Source organism: Rhodothermus profundi, assembly GCF_900142415.1.
GTDB classification, from domain to species: domain Bacteria; phylum Bacteroidota; class Rhodothermia; order Rhodothermales; family Rhodothermaceae; genus Rhodothermus; species Rhodothermus profundi.
In genome coordinates, this window is record NZ_FRAU01000001.1 from 320,847 (window position 1) to 336,268 (window position 15,422).

Below are 15,422 nucleotides of genomic sequence, written 5' to 3' on the forward strand. Positions count from 1 at the left end.
TTATTATCAGACCCAGAGAAGCCATGACGTGGTTGGACAAAATCATTGGGCCGCGCATTCCAGATTCGGTCCTGCATCGCGAGCGGCGACGCTTCCGTCGGCCCACCCTCCTGCTGGGCAGCGCGGCATTGTTGCTGTTGATTTCGATTTTCTTTCCCTACTGGCGCATTCGGCTATATGCGCCGCAGTATCCCGGTGGCCTGGTGGCCAAAGTGTACGTGAACCGCGTCGAAGGCGACGTCCGTGAGATTGATGCGCTCAACCATTACATCGGTATGCGGCCGCTCGAAGAGGCTGCCCAGCTTGAACGTTCCCTGAGCATCATACTTATCGGCGCAATGGCCCTGCTGGTAGCCGGCGCCATCTACGTACATTCTCCATGGGCTGCTGTGCTGAGCCTGCCCGCCCTGCTCTACCCCCTGATTTTTCTGGGCGATCTGTACTACTGGCTCTGGAATTTTGGCACCAACCTGGATCCCAGAGCCCCGCTGAGCAGCTCGGTCAAGCCTTTTGTTCCACCGCTCCTGGGCGAAGGCCAGGTCGGCCAGTTCCGGGTTGTGGCTATCTGGGACATTGGACTCTGGCTGGCCATTGTAGCTTCTATTCTGATCGTGGTCGGTCTCTACCACCATCGCAAGGCTTACAAGCCATTTTACGAGGCTTATGTCCGGGGACAGACGGCATAGCATCTGGCGGGGAATGTTAGCTTTTCTCTGGCTGAGCCTGACCGCAGCGCAGGCGCAGCCTGCCACTTCCCTGCAAGAACGACTGGCAGCCGCTGCCCCCGGCGACACCGTGCGCGTAGTCGGAGGCGTTCATAGCGGCCCGTTACGAATTACCCAGCCCGTGGTGCTGCTGGGGGAGCAAATGCCCGTAATTGACGGACGCGGCCAGGGTACCGTTGTCACCATCGAAGCCCCCCACGTGGTCCTTCAAGGCTTTGTAATTCGCAACTCCGGCCGCTCCCTGGATCAAGAGGACGCGGGCATTGCAGTCTATGCCGACCACGTAACCATTGCCGATAACCGCCTTGAAAAGGTACTGTTTGGCATTTACCTGCGACAGGCCGACTCCTGCCGCATCCTGCGCAATATCATCGAAGGGGATCTCACGCTGGAAACAGCTCGCCGAGGTGACCTGATTCGCCTATGGTACAGTAACGATGCCATCATCCAGGATAACGTTACTCGCTACGGCCGCGACGTGGTTATCTGGTTTGCCCGGGGCATTGTACTGCGCGGCAACACAATTGCGTTCGGTCGTTATGGGCTGCACTTCATGTACAGCGACCAGGCTCTGATCGAACGTAACCGCATGCTCCAGAATTCCGTCGGCGCCTACCTGATGTACAGCACGCGCCTGACGTTCCGCCACAATCTGCTCGCCTACAATCGACATGCTTCTGCGATTGGCGTGGGCCTCAAGGACATGGATGAGGTAAGGGTAGAGGAAAACGCTTTTGTGGACAATCAAATCGGCATTTTTATCGACAACAGCCCACGGGCCATTGAGGCGCAGATTCGCTACCGGGGCAACGTAATCGCCTACAATGACATTGGCGTGCAAGCGCTGCAGGAGGCCCCTCGTAGCACGTTTGAAGACAACAGCTTTATGGATAATTATGAACAGGTAGACCTGGTAGGAGGCGGGCAATTTTCAGAAGAAAACGGGACGTTCTGGCGTCGGAACTACTGGAGCGATTACCGGGGCTATGATGCAGACCGCGACGGCTACGGCGATCTCCCCTACCAGGCCGTTGCGCTCTTTGATGCATTGACCGACCGAACGCCTGCATTTCGATTGTTTGTGTTCAGTCCGGCCGTGCAGGCTCTGGAACTGGCAGCCCGGGCGTTTCCAGTGATACGTCCAGCGCCCAAGCTGATTGATCCGACGCCCCGCATGCACCCTCGACTCCCTGAAGGTCTGCCCGCAGCGCGCCAGCAGCCACAACCAACGCTGGCGCTGGCCGGCCTGGCGCTGTTGCTGATGGGCATGCTAACCGTAAGCCGCGTTCACTTGCGTCGTTTAGACTAACCTGCTGGGTTAACCATTACTATGGCGCTGCTGACTATCGAAAAGCTGACCAAGCGCTTTGGGGCCGTAACTGTGCTGCAGGAAATATCCTGCACAATAGCTCCGGGCGAAAGTGTGGCCCTGTGGGGGCCCAACGGAGCGGGCAAAACCACATTGCTTCGCTGCGTGCTGGGCGTGTTGCCGTTTGACGGCAGAATCCAGATCCACGGCCTTGACGTGCGGCGTCAGGGGAAGCAGGCGCGACGGCTGGTGGGCTTTGTGCCGCAGGAAGTGGCTTTCTATCCCACGCTGACCGTCCGAGAAACCGCTGCTTTTTTTGCCCGGCTGCGCGGGCTTGATCCAGCAGAAGCCAGACAACGACTGGTGCAGGTTGCCCTGGAAGATCGCCTGGACCAGCCCGTCCGCACCCTTTCCGGAGGCCAGCGCCAACGCCTGGCCCTCGCATTAGCCTTGCTGGGCGATCCGCCGCTGCTCCTGCTCGACGAGCCCACCGCCAGCCTGGACGTCCGCAGCCGGGCCGAGTTTATCGCCCACCTGCAAACGCTGCTAGCCCAGGGGAAAACGTTGCTGTTTTCGACGCACCGCTTTGAGGAAGTAGAGCACCTGGCGCGTCGCGTGCTTCTGCTCGAAAATGGCCGTCTGGAGGCAGATACCACTCCGGGCGCGCTGGCCCGCCAACTGTTTCCAGATGTAACCCATTATCATCTACGCTTGCATCTCCCTGAATCGCAACGCTCCAGCGCCCTGGAAACGCTCCAGACCCATGGCTACGAGGTATGGATGAACGGCCACGGACTGGAAGTGCGCGTGCCGGCCAACCAGAAAGCCTCACCGCTGCTCCTGCTGAGCCGCGCTGGCTTTGAGGTTATCGACTTTGAACTGCATGCGTGAATCATGACCACCACAACGACACGCGCTACCATCGCGCTCTTAGCCCGCAAGGAACTGCACGATGCCCTGCGCAACCGCTGGTTTGTGCTCTACACGGTAATCTTTGCGGTGCTCTCGCTGGCCCTTTCGTGGATCGGTCTGGCAGGAGGTCAGCTCTACGGGCTGGCAGGATTTGGCCGCACAACAGCCAGCCTGATCAATCTGATCATGCTCATTGTCCCCCTGATGGGACTCACTCTGGGAGCCCTCAGCCTGGCCTTAGAGCGTGAACAGGGCACCCTGCTCTACGTGCTGGCCCAACCTGTTGTCCCCGCCGAAGTGCTGCTGGGCAAGCTGTTGGGATTAGCAACGGCCCTGACAACTGCCCTGAGCATTGGCTTCGGCCTGAGCGGTCTGCTTCTGGCCTGGCGAGGTAGCACGTTAGGGCTGGGCGCCTACCTGGGCCTGTTCGGTTTGACAATCTTACTTGCGCTGCTCAGCTTAAGCCTTGGGCTGCTCCTTTCCAGCGCCCTGCCCCGAACAGCCGCAGCGCTGGGTGGTGCCCTCTTTGCCTGGCTATTTCTGGTGTTTCTGGGCGATCTGGGGTTGCTGGGATCTGCCCTTGTGCTGCGCGTTTCGGTGGAGCAACTCTTCACGCTTTCGCTGCTTAATCCCCTGCAGGTATTTAAAATAGCTGCGATTCTGCTGCTGCGCAGCGATCTGCAAGTTCTGGGACCGGCCGGCCAGTATGCAATGCACACCTACGGCATGCGTCTGCTCCCGCTTTCGGTCGGCCTCCTCTTGCTCTGGACCCTGCTTCCCTTGCTTCTGGCTTACATATTCTTTCGCCGACGGGGCGCGCTGTAAAATGGTTCATCACCCTGCCACCACGCGCAGAAGATGCTACGCCAGCTTCAAAAGTTGTCCTGCAACAATTTTCCAGCCTCCGTCCAGATCTGCGAGATAGCTGGCCTGCAACCGGAACGCCCCGTTACTACTCGCGCAGAATCAGCAACACGTGAAACTAAGCACTCTGCCAACCCAACCACGAGTCAGTCATGCCTGCTACATTGCGTCGTCTGGGCCAGTTAGTTGGATTTAGCGGACTCCTGTTGTTAAGTACCTGCCGGCCGGCTCCTGAGCCAGATTGGCCTCCTGTTATTCGTTTTGGCTACGACGCCTGCGACTACTGCCGCATGCTCATCAGCGAGCCCCGCTATGCGGCTACGCTGCGCACAACAGACGGCCAGGAATACCGCTTTGACGATATGGGGTGTCTGCTTCACTACCTGCACGAGCACCCCGAGCTTACCGAAGCCCGCATCTGGGTCCATGACTATTTCGAGGACCGCTGGCTATCTGCCGACCAGGCGTTCTTTGTGCGCAGCAACCGCCTCCTCACTCCGATGGGATATGGCATCGTCGCTCTGGCCGACACCCTGGCGGCTGACAGCCTGGCTCACGCGCTCGGCGGCGTCCTCACGCGCTTTGCGTCGCTCCGGGAGGCGCCACCGCCTGTCCCCATGCAGCTCCCCTAGCTTACCGTCCGGCAACCACGATGTCACGCAACACGCGCGCCTCAGCTTCGAGCTCTTCCAGGCGAGATTTAACGACGTCGCCAATACTGATCATGCCAATGAGCCGGCCGTCTTCAACCACCGGAAGGTGACGAATGCGGCGATAGGTCATCTGCCACATCACATCCCGAATGGGGTCGTCTGGCTTGCAGAAATGCACCGGACTGGTCATGCAACGGCGCACGGGCTCCTCCAGCAGAGCGGCTCCTCTTTCAGCCAACCGCCACACTACGTCACGCTCCGTAAAGAGCCCGATCATCCGGGCTCGGTCATCAACGACCGGCATGGCCCCGATCTGGTGCCTCCGAAGACGCTGCACCGCCTCACGTACCGGCGTCTCCGCTTCCACAGTAATCACACGCGCGGGTTTGCCGCGCAGTACATCGCGAACCCTCATGGCCTCTGGCAATGATTTCACCTATCCTTTATATTACGACGCAAATTCACAGGATCCAAACATTCTTTTCACCAGACGGTACTTCGCTGTTTCGTTACAACTTGTTGTCAGGCGCTACCCACTGACGTCATGCCCACCGAGTTGACGCTGGCGCTGCAGCCCAAAACGCGGCTGGATCTCATCGACGTCACAGCCCTTATCCGGGAAAAGTGGCCCGATTTTCTACACCACTATCGGCAGGCACTCTATTACTCCTATCACACGACGGCTGGCTATCTCGAGCAGCGCCTTTGCGAACGCCTGGATTATCGGCGCGACGCATTAGAAGCTTTCTTTCGCACCTTCCAGCGGCTATTTCCCCCGGAAGCCGGCTATTGTCACGACCGGCTGGAACTGCGGCAGGAACTGAGTGAGGAGGAGCGCCGTCGCGAACCCCGCAATGCCGATGCTCACCTGACCTATATCGGGGCCGGACTCCTTCCAGCTGCCTGCTATCGAAACACGCCAGATTGTCCGGTCTATTTTGTCGAGCTGGATGGCATCTACGACGGACGCGTGCGCACCCGGCAGACAACCGTTGTAGGATTCAATCGAACCGAACGGCTGGCTACCTGCCGCCTGCGCGTTCCTATGCCAGCCCACCGCATTGCCTCGGTTAACTTGCGCGACCGGCGCCTGGGCCTCTTTGAAACGCTGGAGGACTGGCTCCAGACGTTCGACTTGCGCCATGGGCGTCTGGACCTGTTGCTTCCTGCGGAAGAGCAGCACGCGGCACTAACCGTCAACGAATATGAGACGTTGCTCATGCGCTACGACCTGGCCGAAGTGCTGCGCAATCCCCTTCGTTTTATGGCGGAAACAGGGCGCCATGCCCTGCAAAACCCGCGCGCCGTACCCGGCAAAGCGCTCAACTATGCAAAATACGACCTGGTGCGCCTGGCCAACGAATTAATCGACCGACTGGGCCTGAACGAATCGCTCGTCGAGCGCGTGCTCAACAAATTCTTGGCCCTTCCGGCTGCCCGGTTTCTTCGCATGAAGCGCGGCGTGCACCTGCTGGTAGCCCCCGACGTCTCAGGACAGCCGACCATCCGTCAGGGCCGCTACCAGAGTCCTATCCTCATCCAGTGGGAACGCTCTCCGCGCAATGTGCGAGAAATTGAGGTGCGTCTGTATCGCTTTACTTAAAGCCCGAAAGACTCTCCACAGGCGCAGGTGCGCGCCGCCTGCGGATTGACAAAGTGGAATCCCCGCCCTTCTAACCCATCAGTAAAATCTAACGTGGTCCCTTTCAGATAAAGATAGCTCCGCCGATCAATGACAACCTGCACTCCCTCGAACTGCGCCGTCAGGTCCTGTTCCTGCAATGTCGTGTCCCAGCCCAACTCATAGGTCAGTCCCGAACAGCCTCCCGGCACCACCGCAATGCGAAGCATCGTACGAGCCAGGTCCACTCCTTCATTCTGGGCAATCTCACGAATGCGCGTCAGCGCCCGTTCGGTTATCTGCAATTCCATGGCGTTTTCAAAAATAACGTAACTGCCTGCAAATCACCCCTTCCGGCACGCCAGCACAACCAGTGCCGCCTGTCTCAGGTTCCAGGAGAAGGAACGTTCTGTCAACCTCGTGGTTCGTAATCTAGCGTTGACAAACCGATATGTAAACTTTAGTTTACAAAACCCTGTTACCCTCCCCTGCAAGAGCCGTCTCGCACCGATTGCACGGCGGCACTTGCCTTGCACTACAAGCTATCCGTCTGTAACCCAGAACCCTTAAGCCCTGCTACGCCTTATGAGCGACACTGCCTACCTGCACCAGATCGCCCAGAGCGACTACAAGTACGGGTTCGAGACCGACATCGAAGTTGAAAAGGCGCCTCCTGGCCTGAGCGAGGAGGTCATCCACTACATCTCGGACCGGCGCGGGGAGCCGGACTGGATGCGGGAATGGCGTCTGCGCGCGTTTCGCTATTTCATGAGCCTCCTGGAACGCTACGAAGAAACCTACCCGCGCTGGGCGCACCTGAAGTACCCCGACATCGACTTTCAGGCAATCAGCTACTACGCCGCTCCCCAGAAAAAGCCGCGCTATAAGAGCCTCGACGAAGTCGATCCCAAAATCCTGGAGACGTTCCGTAAACTGGGTATCCCCCTGGATGAACAGATGCGGCTGGCCGGCGTGGCCGTCGATGCGGTCATGGACAGTGTGTCGGTGGCCACCACCTTCAAGGAAGAACTGGCCAAGCACGGCATCATCTTCTGCTCCATGGGTGAGGCCATTGAGCACTATCCGGAGCTCGTGAAAAAGTACCTGGGCTCCGTCGTCCCCTACACCGATAATTTCTTCGCCGCCCTGAACGCTGCCGTCTTCTCCGATGGCTCGTTTGTCTACGTGCCTAAAGGCGTGCGCTGCCCGATGGAGCTGAGCACCTACTTCCGAATCAACACAGCAGGCACCGGGCAATTCGAGCGCACGCTGATCATTGCTGACGAGGGGGCTTACGTGAGCTACCTGGAAGGCTGCACGGCCCCCATGCGCGACGAGCATCAGTTGCACGCAGCCGTCGTGGAACTGATCGCGCTGAAAGACGCCGAAATCAAGTACTCCACCGTCCAGAACTGGTACCCGGGCGATGCAGAAGGCAAAGGCGGGGTCTACAATTTTGTTACCAAACGCGGCATCTGCCTGGGCGAAAACTCCAAGATTTCCTGGACGCAGCTTGAAACCGGCTCCGCTATTACCTGGAAGTATCCAAGCGTCATCCTGAAGGGCGACAACTCGGTAGGCGAGTTTTACTCCGTCGCGTTCACGAAAGGGTACCAGCAGGCCGACACGGGCACTAAGATGATCCATCTGGGCCGCAATACGCGTAGCACGATCATTTCGAAGGGTATTGCGGCCGGATACTCAAACAATAGCTATCGCGGGTTGGTCAAAATAGCCCGCTCGGCCGACAACGCCCGCAACTTCTCCCAGTGCGACTCCATGTTGCTGGGCGACAAGTGCGGAGCGCATACATTTCCCTACCTTGAAATCGAAAACCCGACCGCCCGTGTCGAACACGAGGCAACAACCTCGAAAATTGGTGAAGACCAGATTTTCTACTGCCAGCAGCGGGGCCTGAGCGAAGAAACGGCCATCAAACTCATCGTGAACGGCTTCTGCAAAGAGGTGCTGGCGCAGCTTCCCATGGAGTTTGCCATGGAAGCCCAGAAGCTGCTGGCCATCGAACTGGAAGGTAGTGTTGGCTAAGTCTTAATCCTGTTGTTTCCCGGAAACCCTCAAACCTGAATATCCCTATGGCACTCCTGGAAATTCGTAACCTGCACGCACGCGTTGAAGAAAAGGAAATCCTCAAGGGCGTTAACCTGACCGTCAACCCGGGCGAAGTTCACGCCATCATGGGCCCGAACGGCTCGGGCAAAAGCACGCTGGCTTCGGTCCTGGCCGGCCGCGAAGACTACGAAGTCACCGAAGGGGAAGTGCTCTACGACGGCCAGAACCTGTTAGAGATGGAGCCCGACGAGCGGGCCCGCGAAGGAATCTTTCTGGCTTTCCAGTATCCAGTCGAACTCCCGGGCGTCAATATGGCCACGTTCCTGCGCGAGGCGCTCAAAGCCATCCGGGAGCACCGCGGTCTGCCCCCGCTTAGCCCGGTGGAATTCATGAAACTGCTTAAAGAAAAAGCAGAACTGGTCGGGCTCGACCCCAGCCTGAAGCAACGCTCGGTCAATGAAGGCTTTTCCGGAGGTGAAAAGAAGCGGAGCGAAATCTTTCAGTTGGCCATGTTGGAGCCACGCCTGGCCATCCTTGACGAGACGGACTCAGGGCTTGACATCGACGCCCTTCGCGCGGTGGCCGATGGGGTCAATAAGCTACGCGCGCCCGACCGTGCCTTTGTGATCATTACGCACTACCAGCGTCTTCTCAACTACATCGTGCCGGACTACGTGCACGTCATGGTCGATGGACGAATCGTCCGCTCCGGCGACAAGAACCTCGCCCTGGAGCTGGAAGAAAAAGGCTACGATTGGATTAAGGAAGAAATCGGGCTGGTTGCCTGAGCGTGCTTTTGCTGTCACAATAACCTCCTGAGAGCTAAACCAGTTGTCATAGAAAATGACCACAATAACTGCTACCAAAACGCGTCCAGAAGAGCGCTTCCTGCACGCCTTTGAGGCCTATGCCGGCGAAGTGCTCAACGGCACAAGCGAGCACCTGGCCACGCTGCGCCGGAAAGCCATCGAGCGCTTCGGGGCGCTGGGCTTTCCAGGCCGCAAGTCGGAAGCCTGGAAGTACACGCCCATTACCCGTGCCCTGCAACATCCGTACAAGATTGATCCAGCGCCCTCAATCCCGCCGTTGCGCGACGAGGACCTGGCTCCTTATGCCATCCCCGAACTGGACGCCTATCGCATCGTGCTCCTGAACGGGCGCTTTGCGCCTGCCCTTTCGACTACGTCGGCGCTGCCTCAGGGCGTTATACTGACCAGCCTGCAGGAAGCGGCCCAGCAGCATGCCGATCTATTCGAAAAATACTTCGCTCATTACCTCGACTTTGAAAACGAACCCTTTCTGGCGCTTAACACGGCCTTTGCCCGGGATGGATTCTTCCTGTACGTACCCGAAGGAATCGCCCTGGAGCGCCCGGTGCATGTGCTGCACCTGATTGACACCGAGGAGGAACTGTTTCTGCAGCCGCGCCATGTGGTGGTAGCCGCCCCGGGCGCCTCAATTAAGCTGGTCCTGAGCGGGCACAGCCGCAGCAAGCGCCGCACGTTCACCAACAGCGTCATCGAAGTGTTCGTCGGACAGGGAGCCGAAGTGCACCAGTATGACCTGCGTCTGGAAGGCGAGACGGCTTCTGCTATCTACAGCACGCAGGCCTACCTGGAAGGTGGTGCCCGCTACACCAACGGCACGCTGACGCTGGGCGGCGCCCTGATTCGCAACAACGTGTACGTACGCTTCGATGATCAAGAGGGGGAAGCGCATCTGTATGGCCTCTTTCTGGGGCGCGGCACCATGCATATTGACAACCACACCATGATCGACCATGCGGTGCCGCATTGCGTCAGTAATGAACTCTACAAAGGAATTCTGGACGACCAGGCGACCGGGGTCTTTAACGGCAAAGTGCTTGTACGTCCCCATGCGCAAAAGACAAACGCCTACCAGTCAAACAAGAGTATTGTACTGACGCGGGAGGCCCGCATGTACTCGAAGCCTGAACTGGAAATCTACGCCGACGACGTGCGCTGCACGCACGGCGCAGCCTGCGGCCAGCTTGACGAAAACGGTATCTTTTACCTGCGAACGCGCGGTCTAACGCTCCAGAAAGCCCGGGCTATGATGCTTCTGGCTTTTGCTCGCGACGTGCTCGACCAGATCGCTATCGAGCCGCTGCGGGCTTACCTTGATGAACGGGTAGCCAGCCTTCTGGCAGCCTGAAATCAACCGTTCACCCACCGCCTGCAACCATGCCTGCCTCTGTCGACACCACGGGATTGCAGACATCCTTCGACGTCGCGCGCGTGCGCGCCGACTTTCCGGCCCTGCACCAGCGCATCTATGACGGCCGGCCGCTGGTGTACCTGGACAATGCGGCAACCACCCAGAAACCCCAGGTAGTCATCGACCGCATCCGGGACTTCTACGCGCGCGAAAACGCCAACGTCCACCGAGGCGTGCACTACCTGAGTCAGCTCGCCTCGGACGCCTACGATGAGGCGCGGCGTCTGATTGCTGCCTTCATCGGCGCGCCGGACCCGTCACAGGTCATTTTCACGCGAGGCACAACCGAAAGCATTAACCTGGTGGCCGCCACCTACGGCCGTCAATGCGTTGGCCCCGGAGACGAAATTGTGCTCTCCGCTATGGAGCACCACTCCAACATTGTCCCCTGGCAGATCCTCTGCGAAGAAAAAGGCGCGCATTTGCGCGTCGTACCGGTCGATGAGCAGGGCGTGCTCGATCTGGAAGCGCTGGAGCATATGCTGGGCGAGCGCACGCGCCTGGTAGCCATCGCCCACGTATCGAATGCGCTGGGAACGGTCAATCCCGTCCGGGAAATTATCCAGATGGCACATGCCCGGGGCATTCCGGTGCTGATCGACGGAGCGCAGGCGGTGCAGCACCTGGAGGTGAACGTGGCTGAGCTGGACTGCGACTTTTACTGCTTCTCTGGCCATAAAATGTATGGCCCGACGGGCATCGGCATTCTCTACGGCAAGGCCGAACTGCTTGAAGCGATGCCGCCCTACCAGGGCGGCGGCGACATGATTGAGCGCGTTACCTTTGAGCGCACTACCTATAACCGGCTGCCCTATAAGTTCGAAGCCGGAACGCCCCATATAGCCGGAGCCATTGGCCTGGGAGCGGCCGTCACGTACCTGAACGGACTGGATCGCGCTGCTATAGCCCGCTACGAGGACGAGCTGCTACGCTACGCTACCGAGCGCCTGCAGGAAGTGCCGGGCCTCCGATTAATCGGGACGGCGCCCCATAAAGTCAGTGTCCTTTCCTTTGTGCTTGACGGCGTGCACCCCTATGATGCCGGCACGCTGCTGGATCAAATGGGCATTGCCGTACGCACAGGCCATCACTGTGCCCAACCACTTATGGACCGGCTGGGCCTGAGCGGTACAATCCGTGCTTCGCTGGCGCTTTACAACACGCGCGAAGAAATCGACGCGCTGGTTCAAGCGCTCTATCGCGTGGTTCGCCTGCTTCGTTGAGCTATGGCTACGCCTGGCAACGATACCATTGAAGCCCGTGCGCAACAGATCGTCGAAGAGTTTGCCCTCTTCGACGACTGGATGGGGAAATATGAGTACCTCATTGAACTGGGTAAGTCGCTTCCGCCTATTGAGCCGGAATACAAAACCGACGCATTCCGGATTCATGGCTGCCAATCCCAGGTATGGATCCGGCCTGAGTTTCGAGAGGGTCGCCTTTACTTCAAGGGGGATAGCGATGCCCTGATCACCCGAGGGCTGGTAGCCCTGCTGATTCGCGTGCTTTCGGGGCAGCCCCCGGAAGCTATCGTGAATGCTCGGCTGGACTTCCTGGACGAAATTGGCCTGAAGGCGCATCTGTCACCCACCCGCAAAAACGGGCTGGCTGCCATGATTGAGCAGATGCGTCGTTATGCACAGGCATATTTGCAGACCTCTCACAACTAACCAAATGGCAAGGCAATGTCCGCCTACGTAGCCATTGACAACCAGCCTGGAGATAAGGAGCTAGAGCAGGCTGTCATCGAGGCGCTCAAGAGCATCTATGACCCAGAGATTCCTGTTAACATTTACGATCTGGGTCTGATCTATGAGATTCGCATCTTTGAGGACCGGACGGTTTACGTCAAAATGACGCTAACGGCTCCGGGCTGCCCGGTAGCCGGTACGCTACCGGGGCAGGTTGAAATGCGCCTGCAGGAAGTACCCGGGGTTAAGGATGCGCGGGTTGAACTAACCTTTGATCCTCCGTACACGATTGAGCGCATGTCTGACGAGGCTCGGCTGACGCTTGGCTGGATGTAATTGGCCCGGTAAGCTACCGTGCAGCACACGCAAACCATAGCACTGGCACGCAGCCTGCTGGCCGAAGGGCGCAGCGGTGAGGTGGCCCGCATGCTAAGTCCGCTCATTGAGCCGCTACCGGCCGGATCGGCACCGGCCGACTCACCGCAGCCTATCCTGCGAGCCCTGCTGGCGCGCGTACGATTGCTGCGCCAGGGTGATGTGTCCAGTGCCTATCGGCTGCTAAAGCCGCTTGACGTTTCTACGCTACGTGAGCATCTGTCGCCAGCCGTCCGGGCTGAGGTGGCCCTCTGGCTGGGATGGCTTCATGCCTGGCCAGAAAACCTGGAAGCAGAACGAACGCGTGCTTTTAACCTCCTGGCGGAAGCAGAACGCTTCTTTCACCAGGAGCTCAATACAGCAGGGCGTTGCTGGGTTCAGCTTGGACGCGCACTGGCCTACCTGACCATCGATGAATATGCGCTGGCGCTTCAAGCACTGGATGAAGCAGCCGCTCTGAAGGAGCGGTTGCCCGACCTCCAGGCAGACGGCTGGATCCAGGATCTGGGTGTTCAGGCAGCCCTGCTAACCGGACGCTATCACCGGGCTGAACGCGCCCTGCGTCAGCTTCAAGCGCTGGCCGAGCGCACCGGGGACACCTTGCTGAAGGGTCGTGCGCTTGCCTATCAGGCACTGCTTAAACACGTTCAGGGAGGGGCACCAGCCGAAATCCTTGCGACGGTTGAAGCTGCAGAAGCGTTACTTTCTGGGCTCGTACCTCTTCCGCATTTGCTGTGGCTGGCCCGCGCAGCCCGTCTGGCAGCGCTGCGCCGTCAAGGCCACTGGCGCGAGATCGACCGGCTGCTGCAACGCTGGTCAGGCTCCGATGCCCGCCTGGTTGCTCATCCAATCCTGCTTGAGGCAGCCGAACTGGCCCTGCTGCGGGAGGACTTTACCACCTGTGAGCAATTGCTGGAGCGCATGTTGACTACGCCAGCACCCGCACAATCTCGGTTGCTGGCGACCCGCGCTGCCCTGTTGCAGGCCCGGCATTTTCTGCGACGTAACCAGCTCGCACGAGCCCGTGAATGGGCTGACCGAGCCCATCGCACCGCCCAGGAGTTGGGCCTGGAGCCGCTAATACTGGAGGCGCTCCTGGTGCAGGCTCAGATTGCCCTGGCAGAAAAGGCGCTATCTCAGGCCCAGATGCTCCTGCAGCAGGCCGAAGTCTTTAGCAACTACTTCAGCCTGCTTCCATGGGCTGCCTGGCGCTTCTGGCTGCTGGGTGAGCGCCTGCAGGCCGAAGGCCAGCCGGATGAAGCGCGGGCCCATTATGTACAAGCGCTGTCAGCCTACTCGCTGTTGGGCGACCGCTACCACACGGCACAGATGCAGTTGGCCGTAGCCCAGTTAGTCCGCTCAACCGATTCGGCTCAGGCGCGCTCGCTGCTGGAAGCAGCCGCGCAGACGTTCGAAGCACTGGGCGTAGCCTCCCGGGGCCAGCAGGCCCGCCATATGCTTCAACACCTTCCCCACCAGGCATCACCTGCTGCGCTGGCCCCTGAATCCCAACTGGGCAACGTTCTGGCCCGAGCTGCCCTCTCCGTTGAGTTGGTCGCAGAAGCCTGGCTACAGGTACTGGAACAGCTCTGGCCGGATCGATGGCTTGCTGTCTTTCAACACACGCCAGAGGGCGAGTGGACCTCTATTCGCGCCCATGGTGAAGCTCCCGCCCCCCTTTCCTTCCCATCTCCAGACAAACCTCAGACGTATCAGGATGGCGTCGCCTGGCTACAACTGCGCGCCCTGCCGGGCCCCGTCTTCTTTATGGCAGCCCGGGTAGCCGAAATCGAATATGCCGACTGGCAGGCTATCGTCGCGCGGCTGCGCCCCTGGCTTCCCGTTGTTGCGTTAGCCCTGGACCATGCCCTGCTACGGGCCCGCCAGTTTGGCGAACTGGCCAACGGACACGCGCCAGAGGACACCCAACCGTCTCCGCTGGAAGATCTTGTTTATGCGAGCCCGACCATGAGGGCCCTCGTCAACCAGATTTACCGGGTGCGCAGCAGCCACAGTCCCGTTTTGATTCTGGGAGAAAGCGGCACCGGCAAAGAGTTGATTGCCCGCGCCGTCCACGCCACCAGCGATCGCCGGGAGGCTCCCTTCATCGCCTTTAACTGCGCCAACGTTCCGCCAGAGCTGATTGACAGCCACCTGTTCGGCCACGAAAAAGGCGCCTTCACGGGCGCCTTGCAGGCGAACCCCGGCGTTATCCGGGCTGCCGATGGGGGCACGCTTTTCCTCGACGAAATTGGTGATCTGCCCCTTGAAGTTCAGCCTAAGCTGCTACGTTTCCTTCAGGAAGGTGAAATCTTTCCGCTGGGAGCGCGTCGCCCGGTGCGCGTTAACGTGCGCGTCATTGCTGCAACCCATCGAGATCTGGAGGCGCTCGTGCGCGAGGGTAAGTTTCGAGAAGATCTGTACTACCGACTCAACGTGATTCCCCTGTACGTTCCGCCCCTGCGCGAGCGCCGCGAGGACATCCCGGTCCTGGTTCGGCACTTTCTGAATACGTTGCGGCCGCCAGGTGCGCCGGCCGTTTCCATTACCAGCCGAGCCATGGAGGCGCTCATGCGCTACGACTGGCCCGGAAACGTGCGCCAGTTGCGTAACGAAATTGAACGCGCGCTGGTATTCGTGGCGAGCGAGCCTGCTCCTACCATTGATCTGAAAGATCTGTCTCCGGTCGTGCAGCGCGCCCAACGTGATGCGACAGCGCCTCTGGTCCGCTCCGCTATCGACAGTAGCCAGCCCCTGGAGGCTATTCTGGCCGACACTGAAAAAGCTCTGATTGAACAGGTGCTGGCCGACCATCGCGGACGCATCAGCGCTGCAGCTCGGGCACTGGGCCTAACCCGACAGGGGCTTTACAAAAAAATGAAGCGGCTCGGCATCGACCCAGGCCGCTTTCAACACCGTCGTGCTAGCACGAACCCAACCGCAACCTCATAGATCATCTAACAG

15 protein-coding genes are annotated in these 15,422 nt (G+C 59.3%); 13 read left to right on the top strand and 2 right to left on the bottom strand.

Features of this window, described 5'->3' with window-relative positions; all coding sequences use genetic code 11:
* Positions 1-23 precede the first annotated feature (23 nt).
* The 5 genes from BUA15_RS01385 (at position 24) to BUA15_RS01405 (ending at position 4,442) form a co-directional block, all read left to right on the top strand.
* Positions 24-686 carry a cytochrome C gene (locus BUA15_RS01385; RefSeq protein ID WP_072714133.1) on the top strand — a complete coding sequence of 221 codons (663 nt, stop codon included), beginning with the start codon at positions 24-26 and terminating at the stop codon, positions 684-686.
* Positions 664-2,034 (top strand): nitrous oxide reductase family maturation protein NosD, encoded by a 1,371-nt coding sequence (locus BUA15_RS01390; protein WP_072714135.1) that lies wholly within the window; start codon positions 664-666, stop codon positions 2,032-2,034. Before BUA15_RS01385 ends, BUA15_RS01390 begins: the two co-directional genes overlap by 23 nt.
* 21 nt (positions 2,035-2,055) lie before the next feature.
* Positions 2,056-2,925 carry an ABC transporter ATP-binding protein gene (locus tag BUA15_RS01395; RefSeq protein WP_072714137.1) on the top strand — a complete coding sequence of 290 codons (870 nt, stop codon included), beginning with the start codon at positions 2,056-2,058 and terminating at the stop codon, positions 2,923-2,925.
* Between the two features lie 3 nt (positions 2,926-2,928).
* On the top strand, positions 2,929-3,771 hold the full coding sequence (locus BUA15_RS01400) for an ABC transporter permease (protein WP_072714139.1): 843 nt from the start codon (positions 2,929-2,931) through the stop codon (positions 3,769-3,771).
* 191 nt (positions 3,772-3,962) lie between these two features.
* Positions 3,963-4,442, top strand: a complete 480-nt coding sequence (locus tag BUA15_RS01405) for a nitrous oxide reductase accessory protein NosL (RefSeq protein WP_072714141.1) — start codon at positions 3,963-3,965, stop codon at positions 4,440-4,442.
* Between the two features lies 1 nt (position 4,443).
* On the opposite strand, the gene BUA15_RS01410 is transcribed toward BUA15_RS01405, so the two are convergent.
* Entirely contained in the window at positions 4,444-4,878 is a 435-nt protein-coding gene (locus BUA15_RS01410; RefSeq protein WP_072714143.1) for a CBS domain-containing protein, read from the bottom strand.
* A 129-nt stretch (positions 4,879-5,007) separates the two neighbouring features.
* On the opposite strand from BUA15_RS01410, the gene BUA15_RS01415 reads away from it, so the two are divergent.
* Complete coding sequence (locus BUA15_RS01415; RefSeq protein WP_072714145.1) at positions 5,008-6,066, top strand: YjbQ family protein; 1,059 nt, start codon at positions 5,008-5,010, stop codon at positions 6,064-6,066.
* On the opposite strand, the gene BUA15_RS01420 is transcribed toward BUA15_RS01415, so the two are convergent.
* On the bottom strand, positions 6,063-6,395 hold the full coding sequence (locus BUA15_RS01420; RefSeq protein ID WP_072714147.1) for a HesB/IscA family protein: 333 nt from the start codon (positions 6,393-6,395) through the stop codon (positions 6,063-6,065). The two genes, BUA15_RS01415 and BUA15_RS01420, sit on opposite strands and share 4 nt — an antisense overlap.
* Before the next feature lie 274 nt (positions 6,396-6,669).
* On the opposite strand from BUA15_RS01420, the gene sufB reads away from it, so the two are divergent.
* Genes sufB through BUA15_RS01455 form a run of 7 tightly spaced genes read left to right on the top strand, consistent with a single transcriptional unit; the run spans position 6,670 to position 15,410 of the window.
* On the top strand, positions 6,670-8,130 hold the full coding sequence (gene sufB / locus BUA15_RS01425) for a Fe-S cluster assembly protein SufB (RefSeq protein WP_072714149.1): 1,461 nt from the start codon (positions 6,670-6,672) through the stop codon (positions 8,128-8,130).
* A gap of 47 nt (positions 8,131-8,177) precedes the next feature.
* A complete protein-coding gene (sufC, locus tag BUA15_RS01430) occupies positions 8,178-8,942 on the top strand; it encodes a Fe-S cluster assembly ATPase SufC (RefSeq protein WP_072714151.1) in 765 nt (254 codons plus the stop codon).
* 55 nt (positions 8,943-8,997) lie between these two features.
* The gene (gene sufD / locus BUA15_RS01435; RefSeq protein WP_072714152.1) at positions 8,998-10,329 is read left to right on the top strand and encodes a Fe-S cluster assembly protein SufD; all 1,332 of its coding nucleotides are present in this window, start codon (positions 8,998-9,000) and stop codon (positions 10,327-10,329) included.
* A gap of 29 nt (positions 10,330-10,358) precedes the next feature.
* Positions 10,359-11,615, top strand: a complete 1,257-nt coding sequence (locus BUA15_RS01440) for a cysteine desulfurase (RefSeq protein WP_072714154.1) — start codon at positions 10,359-10,361, stop codon at positions 11,613-11,615.
* Between the two features lie 3 nt (positions 11,616-11,618).
* Complete coding sequence (locus tag BUA15_RS01445) at positions 11,619-12,062, top strand: SufE family protein (RefSeq protein ID WP_072714156.1); 444 nt, start codon at positions 11,619-11,621, stop codon at positions 12,060-12,062.
* Positions 12,063-12,077: 15 nt separating this feature from the next.
* Entirely contained in the window at positions 12,078-12,419 is a 342-nt protein-coding gene (locus BUA15_RS01450; RefSeq protein ID WP_072714157.1) for an SUF system Fe-S cluster assembly protein, read from the top strand.
* Positions 12,420-12,437: 18 nt separating this feature from the next.
* A complete protein-coding gene (locus BUA15_RS01455) occupies positions 12,438-15,410 on the top strand; it encodes a sigma-54-dependent transcriptional regulator (protein WP_072714159.1) in 2,973 nt (990 codons plus the stop codon).
* Positions 15,411-15,422 lie beyond the last annotated feature (12 nt).

What these genes read in the sequence shown, in the direction of transcription:
- BUA15_RS01385 (WP_072714133.1), top strand. Translation starts at nt 24, where the DNA reads ATGACGTGGTTGGACAAAATCATTGGGCCGCGCATTCCAGATTCGGTC.
- BUA15_RS01390 (WP_072714135.1), top strand. Translation starts at nt 664, where the DNA reads ATGTCCGGGGACAGACGGCATAGCATCTGGCGGGGAATGTTAGCTTTT.
- BUA15_RS01395 (WP_072714137.1), top strand. Translation starts at nt 2,056, where the DNA reads ATGGCGCTGCTGACTATCGAAAAGCTGACCAAGCGCTTTGGGGCCGTA.
- BUA15_RS01400 (WP_072714139.1), top strand. Translation starts at nt 2,929, where the DNA reads ATGACCACCACAACGACACGCGCTACCATCGCGCTCTTAGCCCGCAAG.
- BUA15_RS01405 (WP_072714141.1), top strand. Translation starts at nt 3,963, where the DNA reads ATGCCTGCTACATTGCGTCGTCTGGGCCAGTTAGTTGGATTTAGCGGA.
- BUA15_RS01410 (WP_072714143.1), bottom strand. Translation starts at nt 4,878, where the DNA reads ATGAGGGTTCGCGATGTACTGCGCGGCAAACCCGCGCGTGTGATTACT.
- BUA15_RS01415 (WP_072714145.1), top strand. Translation starts at nt 5,008, where the DNA reads ATGCCCACCGAGTTGACGCTGGCGCTGCAGCCCAAAACGCGGCTGGAT.
- BUA15_RS01420 (WP_072714147.1), bottom strand. Translation starts at nt 6,395, where the DNA reads ATGGAATTGCAGATAACCGAACGGGCGCTGACGCGCATTCGTGAGATT.
- sufB (WP_072714149.1), top strand. Translation starts at nt 6,670, where the DNA reads ATGAGCGACACTGCCTACCTGCACCAGATCGCCCAGAGCGACTACAAG.
- sufC (WP_072714151.1), top strand. Translation starts at nt 8,178, where the DNA reads ATGGCACTCCTGGAAATTCGTAACCTGCACGCACGCGTTGAAGAAAAG.
- sufD (WP_072714152.1), top strand. Translation starts at nt 8,998, where the DNA reads ATGACCACAATAACTGCTACCAAAACGCGTCCAGAAGAGCGCTTCCTG.
- BUA15_RS01440 (WP_072714154.1), top strand. Translation starts at nt 10,359, where the DNA reads ATGCCTGCCTCTGTCGACACCACGGGATTGCAGACATCCTTCGACGTC.
- BUA15_RS01445 (WP_072714156.1), top strand. Translation starts at nt 11,619, where the DNA reads ATGGCTACGCCTGGCAACGATACCATTGAAGCCCGTGCGCAACAGATC.
- BUA15_RS01450 (WP_072714157.1), top strand. Translation starts at nt 12,078, where the DNA reads ATGTCCGCCTACGTAGCCATTGACAACCAGCCTGGAGATAAGGAGCTA.